Origin of the sequence: Rhodococcus sp. BP-316, assembly GCF_019836105.1 — a bacterium.
Lineage (GTDB): Bacteria > Actinomycetota > Actinomycetes > Mycobacteriales > Mycobacteriaceae > Rhodococcoides.
Genome location: NZ_JABUEE010000006.1, coordinates 132,990 through 150,665 on the forward strand (window position 1 = coordinate 132,990; position 17,676 = coordinate 150,665).

Consider the following 17,676-nt stretch of genomic DNA (forward strand, 5'->3'; position numbering starts at 1 on the left):
GGACAGATGATGACAGGACTCAGGTCTGCGCGTGTGGTTCCACGACGTCGTACTCCGCGCAGAGGAACGCGCCGTTGCGCGCGAAGTCCACGAGTCGGAGATCGAACCGACGCGGGAACAGCGGCCTGCCGGCGCCGAGGGTGACCGGCGCGATCGAGACGACGATCCGATCCAGGTGTCCGGCCTCGGCGAACTGCGCTGCCAGATCACCGCCCCCCACGATCCAGACGTCCTTGCCGCCGGCGGACTCCTCGATCGCCGGCCAGAGGTCGGCGACGTCTCCGGCGGCGAATCGAACGTCGTGCTCGGAGTCTGCGAAGTCTCGATGGGTCACCACCCACGCCGGCATGTCGTACGACCATGCCTCCCCGGTCGACGCGTTGTGGTCGAGGACCCAGGCGTAGGTCGTGGCTCCCATGACGATCGCGCCGATGTCCGCGATGAAGTCGCCGTAGTTCATCGGGCCGTGCTCGTCGATGTCCTGACGGAAGAGCCACTCGAGAGAGTCGTTCTCGTCGGCGAGGTAGCCGTCGAGGGTGCTGGCGGTGAAGTAGGTGGTCCTGGTCACAGGGCGATTCTGCACCCGACCACCGACACCGATCGCGCTTGCGGCCGGGCACGTTGCGGTGGGTGTGCACACCCTCTCCGGTGAGCGCACACCCCTCACCGCCGACTGCACAGGGTGTGCGGTTCAAGCGAGGGGTGTGCGCACCCCATCCGACCCAGACTGGCGCTCAGCCGCCGGCCCCGTTCATCGAGTCGGTTCGCGTCCACTGAGCCGGGTTCAGCCCCGGCGCTGCCGCGCGATGCCCGCGAGCACGACTCCGGCTGCGACGGACGCGTTGAGCGACTCCACCGGACCGGCCATGGGGATCGACAGGATGCTGTCGCAGTTGTCGCGGACGAGGCGGGACAGACCCTTGCCCTCGGACCCGACGACCACCACGATCGGCCCGGTGCCGTCGAAGTCGTCCAGCGAAGTGTCACCGTCGGCGTCGAGACCGACCACCATCACACCCTTGTCGGCCCAGTCCTTCAGCGTCCGAGTCAGATTGGTCGCACGGGCGACGGGGAGACGCGCTGCCGCTCCGGCACTGGTGCGCCACGCGACGGCCGTGACACTCGCGCTGCGTCGCTGCGGGATGACCACGCCGTGCCCACCGAATGCTGCGACCGACCGGACGACGGCACCGAGGTTGCGGGGGTCGGTGATGTTGTCGAGAGCGACCAGCAGCGGCGGCTCCTGACGCTGGCGCGCCTGCGAGAGGAGATCGTCGGGGTGGGCGTACCGGTACGGCGGCACCTGGAGCGCGATGCCCTGGTGCATGCCGTTGGCACTCATCCGATCGAGATCGGTGCGGGAGACCTCCAGGATCGAGATGCCCTTGTCCGCGGCGATCTGGACGCTCTCCTTCAGCCGATCGTCGGCCTCGGTGCCCGACGCGACGTACAGCGCCGTCGCCGGCACTCCCGCGCGCAGGCACTCCAGCACCGGGTTGCGGCCCAGCACGTTCTCCGGACCGTCCTCGGTCTTGCGGACCGGCGGACGGCCGCGACCCGAGCCGGACGCGTCCCGGCTGGTCGGCCGTGCGCGCCGGGCGTGCTTGGTGCGCTCGGCCGCCGGCGGGGTCGCGCCGCGGCCCTCGAGGCCCTTGCTGCGCTTGCCGCCGGACCCGACTGTCTGGCCCTTCTTGGTGCCGGTCTTGCGCACCGCTCCGCGTCGACTCGAATTGCCTGCCATTACTTCTCCGTGCCTTCCGGCTGTGCGATCGACCATTCCGGGCCGTTCGGGGTGTCGGTGACCTCCACGCCCGCGCGGGCGAGGCGGTCACGAATACGGTCGGCCGTCGGCCAGTCCTTGCCTGCCTTGGCGGCGCTGCGCAGCTCGAGGTCGTCCGCGATGAGCAGATCGAGCGCTGCCCGTTCCGCCGACGCGTCGGCCGAGCCGGACGCCCAGTGCGGATCGAGGGGATCCACACCGAGGATCGACGTCATGGCGCGGACGGACGACGCGGCCTCGACGGCCTCGTCCAGCTTCCCCGCGGCCAACGCACTGTTGCCCTCGCGGCGGAGTCCGTGGATCTCGGCGAGCGCCTTGGGCACCGAGAGATCGTCGTCGAGCGCCTCGGCGAACGCGGGCGTCCAGGTACCGATCGGCACCTCGCCCGCGCGCTCCGCGGTCTTCGTCACGAACGCCTCGATGCTCCGGTACGCCGATGCCGCTTCCTGCAGTGCCTCGGCGGAGTACTCGAGCATCGACCGGTAGTGCGCGCTGCCGAGGTAGTAGCGCAGTTCCTGCGGACGCACGGTCTCGAGCATCGTCGGGATGGAGACGACGTTGCCGAGCGACTTCGACATCTTCTCGCCGCTCATGGTGACCCAGCCGTTGTGCAGCCAGTACTGCGCGAAACCGTCCCCCGCGGCGCGGGACTGGGCCAGCTCGTTCTCGTGGTGCGGGAACACCAGATCCAGTCCACCGCAATGGATGTCGAACGCGGACCCGAGGTAGGTCTCCGCCATCGCGGAGCACTCGATGTGCCACCCGGGCCGGCCGGGTCCCCACGGGGTGGGCCACGACGGCTCGCCGGGCTTGGCCGTCTTCCACAGCGTGAAGTCGCGTGGATCGCGCTTGCCCGCACCGACGCTCTCACCCTGGTGGACGTCGTCGAGCCTGTGCCCGGACAGAGCGCCGTACTCGCCCCAGCTCCGCACGTCGAAGTAGACGTCGCCGGCGGCCGCGTACGCGTGACCCGCGTCGATCAACCGACCGATCAGCTCGACCATCTGCGTGATGTGACCCGTGGCGCGCGGTTCGGCCGACGGGGGAAGCACACCGAGGGCGTCGTAGGCCGCGGTGAAGGAGCGCTCGTACGTCGCCGCCCACTCCCACCACGGACGGCCGGCGTCGGCGGCCTTGTTCAGGATCTTGTCGTCGATGTCGGTGACGTTGCGGACGAAGGCGACGTCGTAGCCGGCGGCCGTCAGCCACCGCCGAAGGACGTCGAACGCGACGCCGCTGCGCACGTGACCGATGTGGGGATGTCCCTGGACCGTGGCCCCGCACAGATACACCGAGGCGTGTCCGGGGGCCAGCGGAGTGAACTCACGCACGGCCCTGGTCGCGGTGTCGTAGAAGCGCAGGGTCACGACGGCCGATCCTACCGGGGATTCGACTCGCCCTGTACCACGCGAGCGTCGTCCGGGACCGCGCTCTCCAGCACGAGAGCGGTGGCGATCGCGGCCACACCCTCGCCGCGGCCGGTCAGGCCGAGCCCGTCGGTCGTGGTGGCCGAGACGGAGACGGGCGCCCCCAGGATGTTCGTGAGCAGTGTCTGCGCCTCCACCCGACGTGGGCCGACGCGCGGACGATTGCCGATGACCTGGACCGCGGCGTTGCCCACGCGCATCGACTGCTGCGCGAGCAGTTCGCGGACGTGCATGAGCATGGTGGCGCCGCTGACGCCGTCCCATTCTGGGCGACCCGTGCCGAACACCGAGCCCAGATCTCCCAGACCGGCCGCGGACAGCAGCGCGTCGCAGAGTGCGTGCGCCGCGACGTCGCCGTCGGAATGCCCGGCACAGCCGTCGGCGTCCTCGAACAACAGTCCGGCGATCCAGCACTCACGCCCCACCTCGACGGGGTGGACATCGGAACCGATCCCTACGCGCATGGTCTCCCTCTCACGACTGTGTCCGGCGGGCGACGAGTGCGCGAGCCAGGACCAGATCCATCGGGGTGGTGATCTTGAAGGCCTCGGCGTCGCCGACGACCGTGTGCACGTCGACTCCCAGACGTTCGACCAGGCCGGCGTCGTCGGTGGCCGTATCGGGAAAGGAATCGTAGGCACGCCTCAGGGTCACCCCGTCGAATCCCTGCGGCGTCTGCACCGAGCGCAGCGTGGCCCGGTCGACCGTTCCGGTGACCACACCGGCGGCATCGACGGACTTCATCGTGTCGACGACGGGCAGCACCGGCACCACGGCCGACGCGCCGGCGCCGACCGCCTCGACGACGCGGGTGATCAGGCTCGGCGGCGTCAGGCAGCGTGCGGCGTCGTGCACGAGCACGATGTCCGCCGCACCGGCCACTGCCAGGCCGGCCCGCACCGAATCGGTGCGCTCGGCTCCGCCGACGACGACGTCGACCGGCAGGACGCAGGACTCGACCAGACGAGAGGTCGTGTCCTGCAGAATGTTCGGGACCACCACCACGACACGAGAAAGGGCGCCGGAGGCCGACAGGCCGTCCAGCGCCCACTCGAGCAGAGTGCGTCCCGCGAGTTCCACGAACGCCTTGGGCATGTTCTCCCCGAGGCGTACGCCCGATCCGGCTGCCGGAACGAGCGCGACGACGTCCGTCACACGCGCGTCAGGACGCCGCGGCCAGAACCTCGTCCAGCATGGAGTCCGCCCTGACCTCGTCGGTTCCCTCGGCGAGTGCGAGCTCGCCGACCAGGATCTGACGTGCCTTCGCCAGCATGCGCTTCTCACCAGCGGACAGGCCGCGGTCCTGCTCACGACGCCACAGATCGCGCACGACCTCGGCCACCTTGTTCACGTCACCCGACGCGAGCTTCTCCAGGTTGGCCTTGTACCGGCGCGACCAGTTGGTGGGCTCCTCGGTGTGCGGCGCGCGGAGAACCTGGAACACCTTGTCCAGACCCTCCTGGCCGACGACGTCCCGGACACCCACGTACTCGGCGTTGTCGGCAGGAACTCGAACGGTGAGATCACCCTGGGCTACCTTGAGAACGAGATATTCCTTGGCCTCGCCCTTGATGGTGCGTGTCTCGATATTTTCGATCAGCGCCGCTCCGTGGTGCGGGTAAACGACGGTGTCTCCGACCTTGAAAATCATGTGTTCGGTGCCCCTTTCGATATGGCCAGTTTAACACGCCTCCGATCCGGGGTCGTTCCAACGGTGCAGGTCAGGGGCACAGGGCTGGTGGGGACGCTCTTGACAGGGGGCGGGATACATGTATCGAGCAGGCTGTTCGGCCCGCGGCGGCACCGACTGGCGTCACCCGATCCACACGTCCGGACGGCGAACTACTACGCTGCGTGGTGGTGGCCGCCCGTCGGCACAACTCTCGATGACGACCAGTGGAGGACGACCAGTGACCGCATCTACCGCCCGGATCCGGCCGGCCCGAGTCGCGACCGGCGTCGCGCTCGCTCTCGGCACGGTGATCAGCCTCTCCGCGTGCAGCGCCGGGCAGATCTCCCAGACGGCGACGCAGGTCGCCGCGGTCAACGGTAACGGCGCGGACCAGGGCACCGTCTCCCTGCGCAACGTGCACGTCGCCTACCCCTCCTCCGACGAGTTCGTGCTCGAGCCCGGTGGCCGCGCGGAGCTGATCTTCACGGCGATCAACACCAGCGAGACCACACCGGACCGCATCACCGGCATCGAGACCGAGGGTGCCGCCGAGGTCGTCGTCACCGGTGCCACCGGTGGCACCTCCATCGAGATCCCGGCGCAGGCGTCCGTCGCGTCCGGAGTGCCCGCGGACCAGGACCCCACCGCCCCCGAGGGGTCGCAGTCCATCACCGCCGTGATGGAGGACCTCTCCGAGAACGTGCGCCCCGGACTCACCGTCCCGGTCACCTTCACGTTCCAGCAGGCCGGCGACGTCACCGTCAGCGTGCCCGTCGATCCGGGCCCCGTCACCCCGCGCCTCGACGACGAGGCCAACGGCTGACGGTCCCCCGTCGGCCGAGCATTCCTGTCGGTAGACACCTCTAGTCTTCGCGAGTGGCCAAGACTCGTACCAGTTATCGCTGTTCGGCCTGTCAGCACACCGTGGCCAAGTGGGTCGGCCGCTGCCCCGAGTGCGAGACGTGGGGCTCGATGGACGAGGTCACCCTCCTCGCCTCCGTGTCGTCCCGCCCGGGTGCGAGCGCCGTTCGGGCGGGCGGCGCGTCGATGATCCCGACGTCGCCGGCACTTCCGCTCACACAGGTCTCCAGCACGTCCTCCATCGCCCGTCCCACCGGGGTCGACGAGCTCGACCGCGTGCTCGGCGGCGGCATCGTGCCCGGCTCGGTGGTGCTGCTCGCGGGTGAACCGGGCGTCGGCAAGTCCACCCTCCTGCTCGAGGTGGTCAAGCAGTGGGCCGAGCGCAGCCCGCAGGACATCGCGCTCTACGTCACGGGTGAGGAGTCGGCGGGGCAGGTGCGTCTGCGCGCCGACCGGACGGGCGCCGTGCACGAGCGCGTGTTCCTCGCCGCGGAGAACGACCTGGCCACCATCTTCGGCCACGTCGACCAGGTCGCGCCCACCCTCGTCGTCGTCGACTCCGTGCAGACCATGCAGGCGTCCGACGTGGACGGCGTCATCGGCGGCGTCACCCAGGTCCGTGCCATCACCTCGGCGCTGACGTCCCTCGCCAAGGGCAGCGGCACGGCCGTCATCCTCGTCGGCCACGTCACGAAGGACGGCGCGGTCGCCGGGCCGCGCTCGCTCGAGCACCTCGTCGACGTCGTCCTGCACTTCGAGGGCGACAAGCACTCCACCCTGCGCATGGTCCGGGGCGTCAAGAACCGCTTCGGCGCCGCCGACGAGGTGGGCTGCTTCGAACTGCGCGAGGGCGGCATCCACGGCGTCAGCGATCCGTCCGGCCTGTTCCTGCACCACCGCGCCGACTCGGTCCCCGGCACCGCCGTCACCGTCACGATGGACGGCAAGCGGGCCCTGCTCGCGGAGGTCCAGGCGCTCGTCGCGCCGTCGCACATGCCCACGCCCCGCCGGGCCGTCAGCGGTCTGGACGCCGCCCGGGTATCGATGATCCTCGCGGTCCTCGAACGTCGCTGCGGCGTGCAGCTCAGCAGCCGGGAGGTCTACGCCGCCACCATCGGCGGTATGCGGACCACCGAGCCCGTCGTCGATCTCGCGTTGGCACTCGCGGTCGCCTCCGCGGCCCGTGACACCGCCCTGCCCCCGGGAATGGTGGTGCTCGGCGAGGTGGGGCTGGCCGGAGAGGTCCGGCGCGTGGTCGGCGTCGACCGGCGCCTCGCCGAGGCCGCGCGGCTGGGGTTCACCTCCGCGATCGTCCCGTCCGACCAGCGTCGCGGCGTGAAGGACGACACGGCCGGAGATCCACCGGGCATGCGGGTCGTCCGGGTCACCGACGTCGCCGGCGCGATGCAGGGAGCCTTCGAGCGACGACGGAAGTAGACCACTCGACCCGCGGACGGAACGCCGGTGCGGTGAGTACCGGTACCCTGACTCTGCACCACCGGCAACCGGGAACGACGTGGGAGGGGGACCAGTGACCGACACCGTGACGACTCCGGACATCTCCCTCGGCTTCCCGGTACCCCACTCGTCCCTGCGTGACGCCATCGCCGACCTCGCCCCGGGCACCACGTTGCGCGACGGTCTCGAGCGCATCCTGCGCGGCCGCACCGGCGGACTGATCGTCCTCGGGTACGACGAACAGGTCGAGAGCATCTGCGACGGCGGCTTCGATCTCGATGTCGAGTTCGCCCCCACCCGGCTCCGCGAACTGTCCAAGATGGACGGCGCCGTCGTGTTGTCCACCGACGGTTCGCGCATCGTCCGCGCCAACGTGCAGCTCGTCCCCGACCACACCATCCCCACGGTCGAGTCCGGTACCCGCCACCGGGCCGCCGAGCGCACCGCGATCCACACCGGCTACCCCGTGGTGTCCGTCAGCCAGTCGATGAGCATCCTCAGCGTCTACGTCGGCGGAACCCGGCACGTCATCGAGGGTTCCGCGACCATCCTGTCCCGCGCCAACCAGGCCGTGGCCACCCTCGAGCGGTACAAGGCGCGCCTCGACGAGGTCAGCCGTCAACTGTCCGTCACGGAGATCGAGGACTCGGTGACGTTGCGCGATGCGCTCACCGTCGCGCAGCGCCTCGAGATGGTCCGGCGCGTGTCCGTCGAGATCGAACAGAACGTTCTCGAGCTCGGTATCGACGGGCGCCAGCTCGCCCTGCAGCTCGAAGAACTGGTGGGCGACAACGACTCTGCGCGCCAACTCGTCGTCCGCGACTACCTCGCCGGCACCGACACACCCACCACCGCGGCCGTCGAACGCTCCCTCGCGGCACTCGACCGGCTCACCGACGTCGACCTGCTCGACCTCACGGTGATCGCTCGTGCCTTCGGCTACCCCGGCACCATCGAGGCGCTCGACGCACCGATGAGTCCCCGCGGGTACCGGTTGCTCACCCGCGTTCCGCGGCTGCAGTTCACGCAGATCCACCGACTGGTCGGGCACTTCGGCACCCTGCAGACACTGCTGGCCGCCACCGCAGCCGACCTGCAGTCCGTCGAGGGCATCGGTGGGCTGTGGGCCCGGCACATCAGAGAAGGCCTGTCCCGCATGGCCGAGGCCAGCATCTCGGGGCCCTTCGACTAATCGGCCGGCCTCCGGCCTTCCCGTTCGACTAATCGGCCGGTCTTCCCGGAGGGGTTTCGTGTTCGCGCTGCGACTGCAGCACCTGCCGGAACGCGGAACTGCCGCGGGAACCGACCTCGCTGAGGCGGAACGGACGTGCGCTACGTGATGTTGAACGTCTCCGGCGCGCTGCGCAGCTGGCCGAGCTGGCCGACCACGCTGTATCCGCCGGGTCCCACCGGGTTCCGCGGCGCCGCGCACCCGGGCTCGGAGGTGGTCGCGGACCACTTCACGGCGAACGGCGCCTGCTCACCGGGCTGCAGCGTGCGGATGTCGGGAGTCGTGGTGGGGAAGCAGTCGACGTTCGACCAGAGTCGCTGCCCCTCCAGCGTGTAGACCAGCACCTGCTGCAGACCCGAACCCAGATCGCGCTCGCACGCCGAGGTTCCGATGTTGGTGACGACGACGGTGAACGCCGGCTCCTGCCCAGCGGGGTAGGACGGCTGATCGGGCGAGGCCTTCACGGCGAGAGACTGATCCGCGCACTGACCGGGAGCGACAGGCGCAGAGGACGTCGTGGCGGACGTGGACGTCGCCGACGACGAGGACGCGGCGTCGCCGCCCTCGCTGCCACCACCGGAACCTCCTGCCGGAGCGGAGCCTCCGGTCGCGGACGCGTCGGGGCGGTACGTCGTGGCAGCGGACGGTGCGAGCGAGGCGGACGCCGCGGTGGACTCGGAATCCTGCGACCCGCCACCGGCGAGCGACACCACCAGCCACACCACGAGTCCGATGACCACCACTGCGCCACCGATCGCGAGCGCGCGGCGTCGCCAGTAGATCTCGGGAGGCAAGGGTCCGTTCGGCTCGAGCACAGGTCAACCGTATGTGCCGACGCGGTGACCGAGCGGCACCTACTACGGCGTGTCGCTCGCCGTCGCTGACGAGGTGAGCAGATCACTCGCATCGGTGCGGTCGGTCGACCCCATCTCGACGTGTCCGATGTCGCCCAGCGCGCCCTGGAACTCCACCTTGCCCTCGGCCAGCTTGTACGTCAGGCCGACGATGGCGAGTTTTCCCGCGGCGACGCGCTTCTCGAGGATCGACGACCGATCGATCAGCAGCTTCCCGGTCTCGAGGACGTGGCGCGCCTCGACGTCGTCGGCGCGCGTGTACCCCAGTCGGTGGGCGTTGAGGACGGACGGCGTGACCCGCTCGACGATGTCGCGGATGAAGCCACCGGGGACGGTGCCCTCGTCCAGCGCGTTGATGGTCGCCTTGACGGCGCCACAGCTGTCGTGGCCGAGAATGACGATCAGGGGCGCTTCGAGGACCTCGGCGCCGAACTCCAGGGAACCCAGAACGGCCGAGTCGACGACCTGGCCGGCCGTGCGGACGACGAACATGTCGCCGAGGCCCTGGTCGAAGATGATCTCGGCTGCCACCCGGGAATCGGAGCACCCGAAGACGATCGCGGTGGGGTGTTGACCGTCGACGAGCGACGCGCGGTGATCCACCCCCTGGCTGGGATGCTCCGGGCGGCCGTCGACGAAACGGCGATTACCCTCGACGAGTGCGTTCCATGCTGAGCGGGGACTCGAATTAGGCATGGCCTCATTGTTACCGAAACATGAGTCACCCGCCGGTGGCGGCCCCGACTTCCGGGAAGGATCACAGACATGGACAGCGAGGTTCTGGTCTCGTGGTACCGACGCGAGGCCAGGGATCTGCCCTGGCGCCGTAGCGGTGTCAGCGGGTGGCAGATCCTGATGAGCGAGGTGATGCTGCAGCAGACTCCGGTGGCGCGGGTCGCTCCGATCTGGGTCGAGTGGGTACAGCGTTGGCCGGTGCCGTCCGCCATGGCCGCGTCGTCGCGGGCCGACGTCCTGCGGGCCTGGGGCAAGCTCGGCTATCCCCGTCGCGCCGCACGCCTGCACGACTGCGCCGCCGTCCTCGCCGAGCACCACGGCGACGAGACGCCGTCGGATGTCGAGACGCTGCTGACCCTGCCGGGTGTCGGGGCGTACACCGCGCGCGCCGTCGCCTGCTTCGCCTACGGGCAGCGGGTCCCCGTCGTCGACACCAACGTGCGGCGCGTCGTCGCCCGTGCGGTCCACGGCCGCGCCGAGCCCGGAAACCCCAGCACCACACGAGATCTCGCAGACACCGAGGCCTTGCTGCCCGAGGACGTCGCCACCGCGGCCACTCTGTCGGCGGCACTGATGGAGCTCGGCGCCGTCATCTGCACCGCACGCAATCCCGCCTGCGCGGACTGCCCGCTCCCGTCGTGCGCGTGGGTCGAGGCCGGTCGGCCGGCGCACGACGGACCGCCGAGGAAGGTGCAGAAGTTCGCCGGAACCGATCGGCAGGTGCGCGGAAAACTGATGGACGTACTGCGCTCCACGATGGGTCCGGTGGATAAGTCCGAGCTCGATCTGGTGTGGACGACCGATCCCGGCCAACGTGACCGTGCCCTGAACTCGCTACTGGTCGACGGGCTCGTCGAGCAGACGTCCGCCGGCGCCTTCGCGCTCGCCGGGGAGGGCTCGTAGGAACGACTCGACAGCGCGCCGGTACTCCCCCGGCCGATCGTCGTGCACCAGATGCCCGGCGCCGGCGACCACCTCGTACGTCGAGTCGTGATGCAGTGCAGCCATTCTCGCCATCTGACCCGCTGGAGTGACCGTGTGCTCCGCCTCGAGCAGCAGCGCGGGAGCACGCACTGCTCGCCACTCGTCCCAGAAGTCGCGTCGTCCCCATTCGTCCGAGATCGCCGCGAACGTGTCCACGTCTCCGTGCAGGTGCAGCCCGTCCGGCGTCCGCTCGAAGGAGTCGAGGAAGTACTGCCCCGCGACGTCACCGAAGTACGCCAGAACCGCGGCCTCGTCGGGGAACGGCTGGGGCCACGCACGGATGACGGCGGCCCACCCGTCGGAGGTGCGACCGCGGAAGTCGGGAGCCATGTCCTCGACGACGATCCCGCGCACCCGATCCGGTTCGCGCGCCGCGAGGCACCACGCGTGGAGCGCGCCCATGGAGTGACCGATCAGGATCACGGACTCGAACGGCGCCAGCGCCTCGCGCAGCTCGTCGACGAACGCCTCCGTGGTGAGGGTCGCCGGAGCAGCACGCCCGTGTCCCGCCGCCCGGGCGGCGAGGACGTGGCCGTGCTCCCGCAACCAGGGCACCTGCCGCCGCCACGTGTCCGGGCCGCCCATCAGGCCGTGCAGCAGCACGAGGGGCACTCCGGAGCCGCCGTGGTCGTCCAGCATCGCTCGACCGTAACCGTCGCAGGTAGCCTCGGGTCCATGCCAGTGGTCAAGATCAACGCCATCGAGGTGCCCGAGGGCGCCGGCCCCGAACTCGAGAAGCGCTTCGCCGCCCGCGCCGGATCGGTCGACGGCTCACCCGGTTTCCTCGGTTTCCAGCTGCTCCGCCCGGTCAAGGGCGAGAGCCGCTACTTCGTCGTCACGCAGTGGGAGGACGAGGAGTCGTTCCAGGCCTGGTCGGGTGGACCGGCTCGCGAGGCCCATTCCGGTGAGCGGGCGAAGCCGGTCGCCTCGGGTGCCTCGTTGCTGGAGTTCGACGTCGTCCTGGACGTTCCGGCCCGTCGAGACGGACCGGCCGACCGGTAAACCCGGACATGACTGTAGGTAAGGTCGGTTTTTCACGGCAGTTCGAGCCACAGCAGTTCGAGCGGGAACGAGGTCGGCGACACATGCCCACGTCACGCAGGTACGCCATTCTGGCCGCTGCCGTCACCGCGACTCTCACGCTCGCCGGATGCTCCGCAGGCGTCGATCCGCTGCTCGAGTCGGGAGCCGCGCGCGGCGACGGATCCACGACGGAACCCGCCGACACGACCGCTGCCCCGGCCGCCGGCGCGCCGATCACGGCGGTCACCGACACCGTCCTCGGTTGGATCACGACGCCGGACCCCACCACGCTCGACCCGGCCGCGATCGACTCCTTCGCGGCGCCCGAGCTGGCGCAGGCACTGGCTCAGGTCGGCGGGCTGCTCGGTCCCGTCGCGCAGATCCTGGCGAGTGGCCCCCTCACCGTGGGCGAACGGACCGAGGACGGCCTCGAGTCCACCGTGCAACTGAGCACCGGCCGGAACGCGCCCGTGACGCTGCGACTGCGCGCCACCGAGGACGGCCTGCTGTCCGGGATCCAGGCTCTGCCCGACACCGAGGGCGTCGACTCCTTCGCCTCGTCGGACGCTGCGCTCAGCGCTCTCGGTGCCCGCACGTCCTACGTCGCCTCCCGCGTCGCCGACGGCACCTGTACTCCCGTCCACAGCCTGAACGCGGACGACTCCCTGCCGCTCGCCTCTGTCGCGAAGCTGTACGTGCTCGGCGCGGTCGCGCGGGCCGTCGACAACGGGACGCTGTCGTGGGACGAGCAGTTGACCGTGACCGACGCACGCAAGTCGGCCCCGTCGGGACAGTTGCAGTTCGCTCCCGAGGGAACACCGGTGACGGTGCGCGAGGCGACCGACGCGATGATCGCGATCAGCGACAACACGGCCACCGATCTGCTGATGGATCGCATCGGCCGGGACGCGGTCGAGTCCGAGGTCACCATCATGGGCGCCGCGAATCCTGCGGCGCTGACGCCCTTTCCGACGACACGCGAGTTCTTCGTGCTCGGGTGGGGACGGCCGGACCTGCGGGCGCAGTGGCGCGACGCCGACACGCAGACCCGCCGCGGCATCCTTGCCGGAATCGAGAATCGCACCATCGACAGCGAGCCCGTCGATCCGGTGACCGCCGACCTCGACTACCAGGGAATCGCGACGAGGCCCGGTACGCCGGACGGAGTCGAGTGGTTCGGCAGCGCGAACGACATCTGCCGCGCGTACGCGGCGTTGATCACGGGTCCGCAGAGCGACGTCGTGCGCCAGGTCCTCGCGCTGAACCCCGGCGCCGAGGTCGATCCCGCTCGCTGGCCGTACGTGGGCTACAAGAACGGCAACGCCGCGGGCGACGTGTCCGGGTCGTGGTTGCTGACGGATGCGACGGGCCAGGACTGGGTGGTGGCCACCCAACTGCAGTCCGACGAGGCGATCGGCCCCCTGGACAACGCCTACGCGTTCGCCGTCGTCCAGGGGACGTTCGCGCTGTTGCGTTAGCTCTCGAGAGCGGCGTCGAGCGTGATCTCGACGCCCGTCAGGGCCTTGCTCACCGGGCAGGTCTCCTTGGCGTTCTGCGCTGCCTTCGCGAAGCCGTCGGCGTCCAGACCGTCGACCTCACCGCGCACCGTGATCGTGATGCCGGTCAGCTTGAAGCCGACCTCGTCCGGTCCGAGCGACACCTCGGCGGTGACGTCGAGGCTCTGCGGAGTGCCACCGGCCTCGGCGATGACGGCCGAGAGCTGCATGGCGTAGCAGGACGAGTGCGCTGCGGCGATGAGCTCCTCGGGGCTGGTGGTGCCGCCCGCGTCGTCCGCCGCACGCTTGGGGAACGACACGTCGTACGTGCCGACCTTCGAGCTGGAGAGCTCGACCTGTCCCGAGCCTTCCTCGAGTGAACCGTTCCATGCTGTCCGTGCTGTACGAGTAGGCATCAGCCATCCTTGTCGCTGGGGAACTCTTGACTCGTTCAGAGTATCCAGCGGCTGTCGACTTCGAACCGATGCCAGGTCAGACGCTCGGGTCGACGGCGATCACCGCAAGGACGTTGCCGGACGGGTCGGTGAACCACGCGATGTCCGGGCCGTTCCCCCGCATGACACCCTTGTCGTCCTGCGGTGCCCCGTCGTATCGGACGAACTCGACACCTCGCGCTGTGAGGTCGGCGACCGTGGCGTCGATGTCACGCGTCGGGATGTTCAGCACGGTGTGCGTGGCCGGTACGTGATCCGGCTTGGGGTAGGCGAGCATGCTGGTGCGTCGGTCGATGCGAATCCAGGAAGTACCCATCTCGGACGGCAGTACGCGCATGCCCAGGACATTGCGGTAGAAGCGCGTGGTGTCCTCCATGTCTCGGACCGCGATGCCGGAGAACGGCGTCGTCGGAGCGCCCATCTGCGCTTCCATCTCGTCCCGCAGACGGACCAGCTGGATCCAGTTGCCGTCGGGATCCTTCGCGGTGGCGAACAGGTCCCCGTCGCGGCCCTCGAGGGGACTCACCCACTCGCCGCCGAGCGCGTCGATTCGACCGGCGACCGCCTCCGGGTCGTCCGGTTCCACGTTCAGGACGACGCGCGCACCCGCTCGATTCGGGCCCGTCACGTCGTCACGCTTGTCGAACATGACGAAGAAGCCGTCGAGGTCGATCACGGTGTACGGGCCCATCGACATCGGCGGCGCCTCGAACACCTCCCCGTACCACCGGGCGAGCGCTTCGGGATCGGGGCTGGACAGGAGCATCGAGTTCACGGTTGCAGTAGCCATACCGGTACAGACCGGGCGGTGCGGCCGAACTCATCGCGAGAGACACCACGAACGCAGAACGGGCGAGACCCGTGAGGGTCCCGCCCGTTGCCGTGCGTATGTACTACTCGGAGCTCTCGCCCGACTTCGCCAGGTCGACGGTCAACTCGTCGGGGAGGCTGATCGGCTTCTTCTCGCCGCGGAAGGTGAAGACTGCGTCCTCGCCCTGTCCTTCGCCGTCCCAGTTGTCGACGTCGACGAGCACGATCTGACCCGGCTCGATCTCGCCGAACAGGATCTTCTCGGACAGCTGGTCCTCGATCTCGCGCTGGATCGTGCGACGCAGCGGACGCGCACCCAACACCGGGTCGAATCCACGCTTCGCCAGGAGCGCCTTGCCCTTGTCCGTGACCTCGATGGCCATGTCCTTGTTCTTGAGCGCAACCTCCACTCGCGCCAGCATGAGATCGACCATCTGGATGATCTCGTCCTTGGTGAGCTGGTGGAAGACGACGATGTCGTCGATGCGGTTCAGGAACTCGGGGCGGAAGTGCTTCTTCAGCTCGTCGTGCACCTTGAGCTTCATGCGCTCGTAGTTGGAGCCACTGCCCTCACCCGAGGAGAAGCCCAGCCCGACTGCCTTGGAGATGTCCGACGTACCGAGGTTCGAGGTGAAGATCAGCACGGTGTTCTTGAAGTCGACCGTACGACCCTGACCGTCGGTGAGACGGCCGTCCTCGAGCACCTGCAGGAGCGTGTTGTAGATCTCCTGGTGAGCCTTCTCGATTTCGTCGAACAGCACCACGGAGAACGGCTTGCGGCGCACCTTCTCGGTGAGCTGGCCACCCTCTTCGTAGCCCACGTATCCGGGGGGCGCACCGAACAGACGCGATGCGGTGAACCGGTCGTGGAACTCGCCCATGTCGATCTGGATGAGCGCGTCGTCCTCGCCGAACAGGAAGTTCGCCAGAGCCTTCGACAGCTCCGTCTTACCCACACCGGACGGGCCGGCGAAGATGAACGAGCCGGACGGACGCTTCGGGTCCTTCAGTCCTGCGCGGGTACGGCGGATGGCCTTCGAGACCGCCTTGACCGCCTCGACCTGCCCGATGATGCGCTTGTGGAGTTCGTCCTCCATGCGCAGGAGACGAGTGGTCTCCTCCTCGGTCAGCTTGAACACGGGGATGCCGGTCCAGTTGCCCAGGACCTCGGCGATCTCGTTGTCGTCGACCTCGGCGATGACGTCGAGGTCTCCGCTACGCCACTGCTTCTCGCGCTCGGCGCGCTGCGCGACGAGCTGCTTCTCCTTGTCGCGCAGGTTCGCGGCCTTCTCGAAGTCCTGCGCGTCGATCGCGGATTCCTTCTCACGACGGGCATCGGCGATCTTGTCGTCGAACTCGCGCAGGTCCGGCGGTGCAGTCATCCGGCGGATGCGCATGCGCGCACCTGCCTCGTCGATGAGGTCGATCGCCTTGTCGGGCAGGAACCGGTCGTTGATGTACCGGTCGGCCAGCGTCGCCGCGGCGACGAGCGCGCTGTCGGTGATCGAGACGCGGTGATGCGCCTCGTACCGGTCACGCAGACCCTTGAGGATCTCGATGGTGTGATCGACGGACGGCTCGCCCACCTGGACGGGCTGGAAACGACGCTCGAGTGCGGCGTCCTTCTCGATGTACTTGCGGTACTCGTCGAGCGTCGTCGCACCGATGGTCTGCAGCTCACCGCGAGCCAGCTTCGGCTTGAGGATCGACGCAGCGTCGATGGCGCCCTCGGCAGCACCTGCGCCGACGAGCGTGTGCAGCTCGTCGATGAACAGGATGATGTCGCCGCGGGTGTTGATCTCCTTGAGCACCTTCTTCAGGCGCTCCTCGAAGTCACCGCGGTACCGGCTGCCGGCCACCAGTGAACCGAGGTCCAGGGTGTAGAGCTGCTTGTCCTTGAGTGTCTCGGGGACCTCGCCGTTGACGATGGCCTGCGCGAGACCTTCGACGACGGCGGTCTTGCCGACGCCGGGCTCACCGATGAGCACCGGGTTGTTCTTGGTACGACGGCTGAGCACCTGCATGACGCGCTCGATTTCCTTCGCACGACCGATGACCGGGTCGAGCTTGCCTTCGAGTGCGGCCTGCGTGAGGTTGCGGCCGAACTGGTCCAGGACCAGCGACGTGGACGGGGTGCCCGCCTCGCCGCGGCTGCTGCCGGACTCGCTGGGCTCCTTGCCCTGGTAGCCCGACAGCAGCTGGATGACCTGCTGGCGCACGCGGTTGAGGTCGGCGCCGAGCTTGACCAGCACCTGGGCCGCCACGCCCTCACCCTCACGGATGAGGCCGAGCAGGATGTGCTCCGTGCCGATGTAGTTGTGTCCGAGCTGCAGCGCCTCACGCAGGCTGAGCTCGAGGACCTTCTTGGCACGCGGAGTGAACGGGATGTGCCCGGACGGTGCCTGCTGGCCCTGGCCGATGATCTCCTCGACCTGGCTGCGTACACCTTCGAGGGAGATCCCGAGCGACTCCAGAGACTTCGCCGCCACGCCTTCACCCTCGTGGATGAGACCCAGCAGGATGTGCTCCGTGCCGATGTAGTTGTGGTTGAGCATCCGGGCCTCTTCTTGGGCCAGGACGACGACGCGCCGTGCGCGGTCGGTGAACCTCTCGAACATCGCTCTCCCTCACACTGATGACGGGGCAGGCGTCGGACCCTCTAGTCCGAACCTCGAGCCCGACTCTCACTCTAGTTGCCGTGACCTTCGAGTGCCGCTCCGCCGGGGAAGTTCATCCGACGGCGAACGGTGGCTCCCACGCCCTCGGCGCGTCCATCGGGACGACACCGGCACCCTTGTATGCAGTCACAACGCACTGCACCGGAGATTCGTTACCACGAGCGACAGCGGATTCACCGTTCCCGCCTTCGCCCGCAGCGAACGGCCTACTC

General features: G+C 69.0%; 18 protein-coding genes. 6 read left to right on the forward strand and 12 right to left on the reverse strand.

The genetic code is table 11. The features are described 5' to 3' along the window. Nucleotides 1-19: 19 nt before the first annotated feature. The 6 genes from HQ312_RS13235 to HQ312_RS13260 form a co-directional block, all read right to left on the reverse strand. Nucleotides 20-568: a dihydrofolate reductase family protein gene (locus HQ312_RS13235; RefSeq protein ID WP_222638870.1), complete on the reverse strand. Its 549-nt coding sequence runs from the start codon at nt 566-568 to the stop codon at nt 20-22. 216 nt (nt 569-784) lie between these two features. Next, nucleotides 785-1,741: a 23S rRNA (guanosine(2251)-2'-O)-methyltransferase RlmB gene (rlmB, locus tag HQ312_RS13240; protein ID WP_027506446.1), complete on the reverse strand. Its 957-nt coding sequence runs from the start codon at nt 1,739-1,741 to the stop codon at nt 785-787. After that, the gene (gene cysS, locus HQ312_RS13245; protein ID WP_027506447.1) at nt 1,741-3,147 is read right to left on the reverse strand and encodes a cysteine--tRNA ligase; all 1,407 of its coding nucleotides are present in this window, start codon (nt 3,145-3,147) and stop codon (nt 1,741-1,743) included. The genes rlmB and cysS overlap by 1 nt, the downstream gene beginning before the upstream one ends. A gap of 11 nt (nt 3,148-3,158) precedes the next feature. Beyond that, entirely contained in the window at nt 3,159-3,671 is a 513-nt protein-coding gene (ispF, locus tag HQ312_RS13250) for a 2-C-methyl-D-erythritol 2,4-cyclodiphosphate synthase (RefSeq protein WP_222638871.1), read from the reverse strand. Nucleotides 3,672-3,681: 10 nt separating this feature from the next. Beyond that, nucleotides 3,682-4,362 (reverse strand): 2-C-methyl-D-erythritol 4-phosphate cytidylyltransferase, encoded by a 681-nt coding sequence (gene ispD, locus HQ312_RS13255; RefSeq protein WP_222638872.1) that lies wholly within the window; start codon nt 4,360-4,362, stop codon nt 3,682-3,684. 7 nt (nt 4,363-4,369) lie between these two features. Next, on the reverse strand, nt 4,370-4,858 hold the full coding sequence (locus HQ312_RS13260; protein ID WP_027506450.1) for a CarD family transcriptional regulator: 489 nt from the start codon (nt 4,856-4,858) through the stop codon (nt 4,370-4,372). Between the two features lie 259 nt (nt 4,859-5,117). On the opposite strand from HQ312_RS13260, the gene HQ312_RS13265 reads away from it, so the two are divergent. The 3 genes from HQ312_RS13265 to disA all read left to right on the forward strand — a co-directional run bounded on the left by HQ312_RS13265 (nt 5,118) and on the right by disA (nt 8,390). Then, nucleotides 5,118-5,702: a hypothetical protein gene (locus HQ312_RS13265; RefSeq protein ID WP_027506451.1), complete on the forward strand. Its 585-nt coding sequence runs from the start codon at nt 5,118-5,120 to the stop codon at nt 5,700-5,702. Between the two features lie 53 nt (nt 5,703-5,755). Next, entirely contained in the window at nt 5,756-7,177 is a 1,422-nt protein-coding gene (gene radA / locus HQ312_RS13270; RefSeq protein WP_056443590.1) for a DNA repair protein RadA, read from the forward strand. Nucleotides 7,178-7,298: 121 nt separating this feature from the next. Next, nucleotides 7,299-8,390 carry a DNA integrity scanning diadenylate cyclase DisA gene (disA, locus tag HQ312_RS13275; RefSeq protein ID WP_027506453.1) on the forward strand — a complete coding sequence of 364 codons (1,092 nt, stop codon included), beginning with the start codon at nt 7,299-7,301 and terminating at the stop codon, nt 8,388-8,390. A 140-nt stretch (nt 8,391-8,530) separates the two neighbouring features. On the opposite strand, the gene HQ312_RS13280 is transcribed toward disA, so the two are convergent. Next, complete coding sequence (locus HQ312_RS13280; RefSeq protein WP_222638873.1) at nt 8,531-9,244, reverse strand: hypothetical protein; 714 nt, start codon at nt 9,242-9,244, stop codon at nt 8,531-8,533. A gap of 42 nt (nt 9,245-9,286) precedes the next feature. Next, nucleotides 9,287-9,979, reverse strand: coding sequence for a carbonic anhydrase (locus HQ312_RS13285; RefSeq protein ID WP_051613514.1), 693 nt, complete (start codon nt 9,977-9,979; stop codon nt 9,287-9,289). A 69-nt stretch (nt 9,980-10,048) separates the two neighbouring features. Between HQ312_RS13285 and HQ312_RS13290 the strand changes: the two genes are divergently transcribed. Continuing rightward, nucleotides 10,049-10,921, forward strand: a complete 873-nt coding sequence (locus HQ312_RS13290; protein ID WP_222638874.1) for an A/G-specific adenine glycosylase — start codon at nt 10,049-10,051, stop codon at nt 10,919-10,921. Here HQ312_RS13290 and HQ312_RS13295 read toward each other — a convergent pair. After that, nucleotides 10,853-11,641 carry an alpha/beta fold hydrolase gene (locus HQ312_RS13295; RefSeq protein ID WP_051613515.1) on the reverse strand — a complete coding sequence of 263 codons (789 nt, stop codon included), beginning with the start codon at nt 11,639-11,641 and terminating at the stop codon, nt 10,853-10,855. The genes HQ312_RS13290 and HQ312_RS13295 overlap by 69 nt on opposite strands. Nucleotides 11,642-11,677: 36 nt before the next feature. Between HQ312_RS13295 and HQ312_RS13300 the strand changes: the two genes are divergently transcribed. Continuing rightward, on the forward strand, nt 11,678-12,004 hold the full coding sequence (locus HQ312_RS13300) for an antibiotic biosynthesis monooxygenase (protein WP_027506456.1): 327 nt from the start codon (nt 11,678-11,680) through the stop codon (nt 12,002-12,004). A gap of 83 nt (nt 12,005-12,087) precedes the next feature. Then, nucleotides 12,088-13,503: a serine hydrolase gene (locus tag HQ312_RS13305; RefSeq protein ID WP_222638875.1), complete on the forward strand. Its 1,416-nt coding sequence runs from the start codon at nt 12,088-12,090 to the stop codon at nt 13,501-13,503. Here the strand turns inward: HQ312_RS13305 and HQ312_RS13310 are convergent. The 3 genes from HQ312_RS13310 to HQ312_RS13320 all read right to left on the reverse strand — a co-directional run bounded on the left by HQ312_RS13310 (nt 13,500) and on the right by HQ312_RS13320 (nt 17,404). Beyond that, complete coding sequence (locus HQ312_RS13310; protein ID WP_027506457.1) at nt 13,500-13,937, reverse strand: OsmC family protein; 438 nt, start codon at nt 13,935-13,937, stop codon at nt 13,500-13,502. The genes HQ312_RS13305 and HQ312_RS13310 overlap by 4 nt on opposite strands. A gap of 76 nt (nt 13,938-14,013) precedes the next feature. Further along, nucleotides 14,014-14,766, reverse strand: coding sequence for a VOC family protein (locus HQ312_RS13315; protein ID WP_222638876.1), 753 nt, complete (start codon nt 14,764-14,766; stop codon nt 14,014-14,016). 103 nt (nt 14,767-14,869) lie between these two features. After that, a complete protein-coding gene (locus HQ312_RS13320) occupies nt 14,870-17,404 on the reverse strand; it encodes an ATP-dependent Clp protease ATP-binding subunit (protein WP_222638877.1) in 2,535 nt (844 codons plus the stop codon). Nucleotides 17,405-17,676: the final 272 nt, after the last annotated feature.

Coding starts and splice junctions, on each gene's coding strand:
- rlmB (WP_027506446.1), bottom strand. CDS start 1,741: ATGGCAGGCAATTCGAGTCGACGCGGAGCGGTGCGCAAGACCGGCACC.
- ispF (WP_222638871.1), bottom strand. CDS start 3,671: ATGCGCGTAGGGATCGGTTCCGATGTCCACCCCGTCGAGGTGGGGCGT.
- HQ312_RS13260 (WP_027506450.1), bottom strand. CDS start 4,858: ATGATTTTCAAGGTCGGAGACACCGTCGTTTACCCGCACCACGGAGCG.
- HQ312_RS13285 (WP_051613514.1), bottom strand. CDS start 9,979: ATGCCTAATTCGAGTCCCCGCTCAGCATGGAACGCACTCGTCGAGGGT.
- HQ312_RS13290 (WP_222638874.1), top strand. CDS start 10,049: ATGGACAGCGAGGTTCTGGTCTCGTGGTACCGACGCGAGGCCAGGGAT.
- HQ312_RS13295 (WP_051613515.1), bottom strand. CDS start 11,641: ATGCTGGACGACCACGGCGGCTCCGGAGTGCCCCTCGTGCTGCTGCAC.
- HQ312_RS13300 (WP_027506456.1), top strand. CDS start 11,678: ATGCCAGTGGTCAAGATCAACGCCATCGAGGTGCCCGAGGGCGCCGGC.
- HQ312_RS13305 (WP_222638875.1), top strand. CDS start 12,088: ATGCCCACGTCACGCAGGTACGCCATTCTGGCCGCTGCCGTCACCGCG.
- HQ312_RS13310 (WP_027506457.1), bottom strand. CDS start 13,937: ATGCCTACTCGTACAGCACGGACAGCATGGAACGGTTCACTCGAGGAA.
- HQ312_RS13315 (WP_222638876.1), bottom strand. CDS start 14,766: ATGGCTACTGCAACCGTGAACTCGATGCTCCTGTCCAGCCCCGATCCC.
- HQ312_RS13320 (WP_222638877.1), bottom strand. CDS start 17,404: ATGTTCGAGAGGTTCACCGACCGCGCACGGCGCGTCGTCGTCCTGGCC.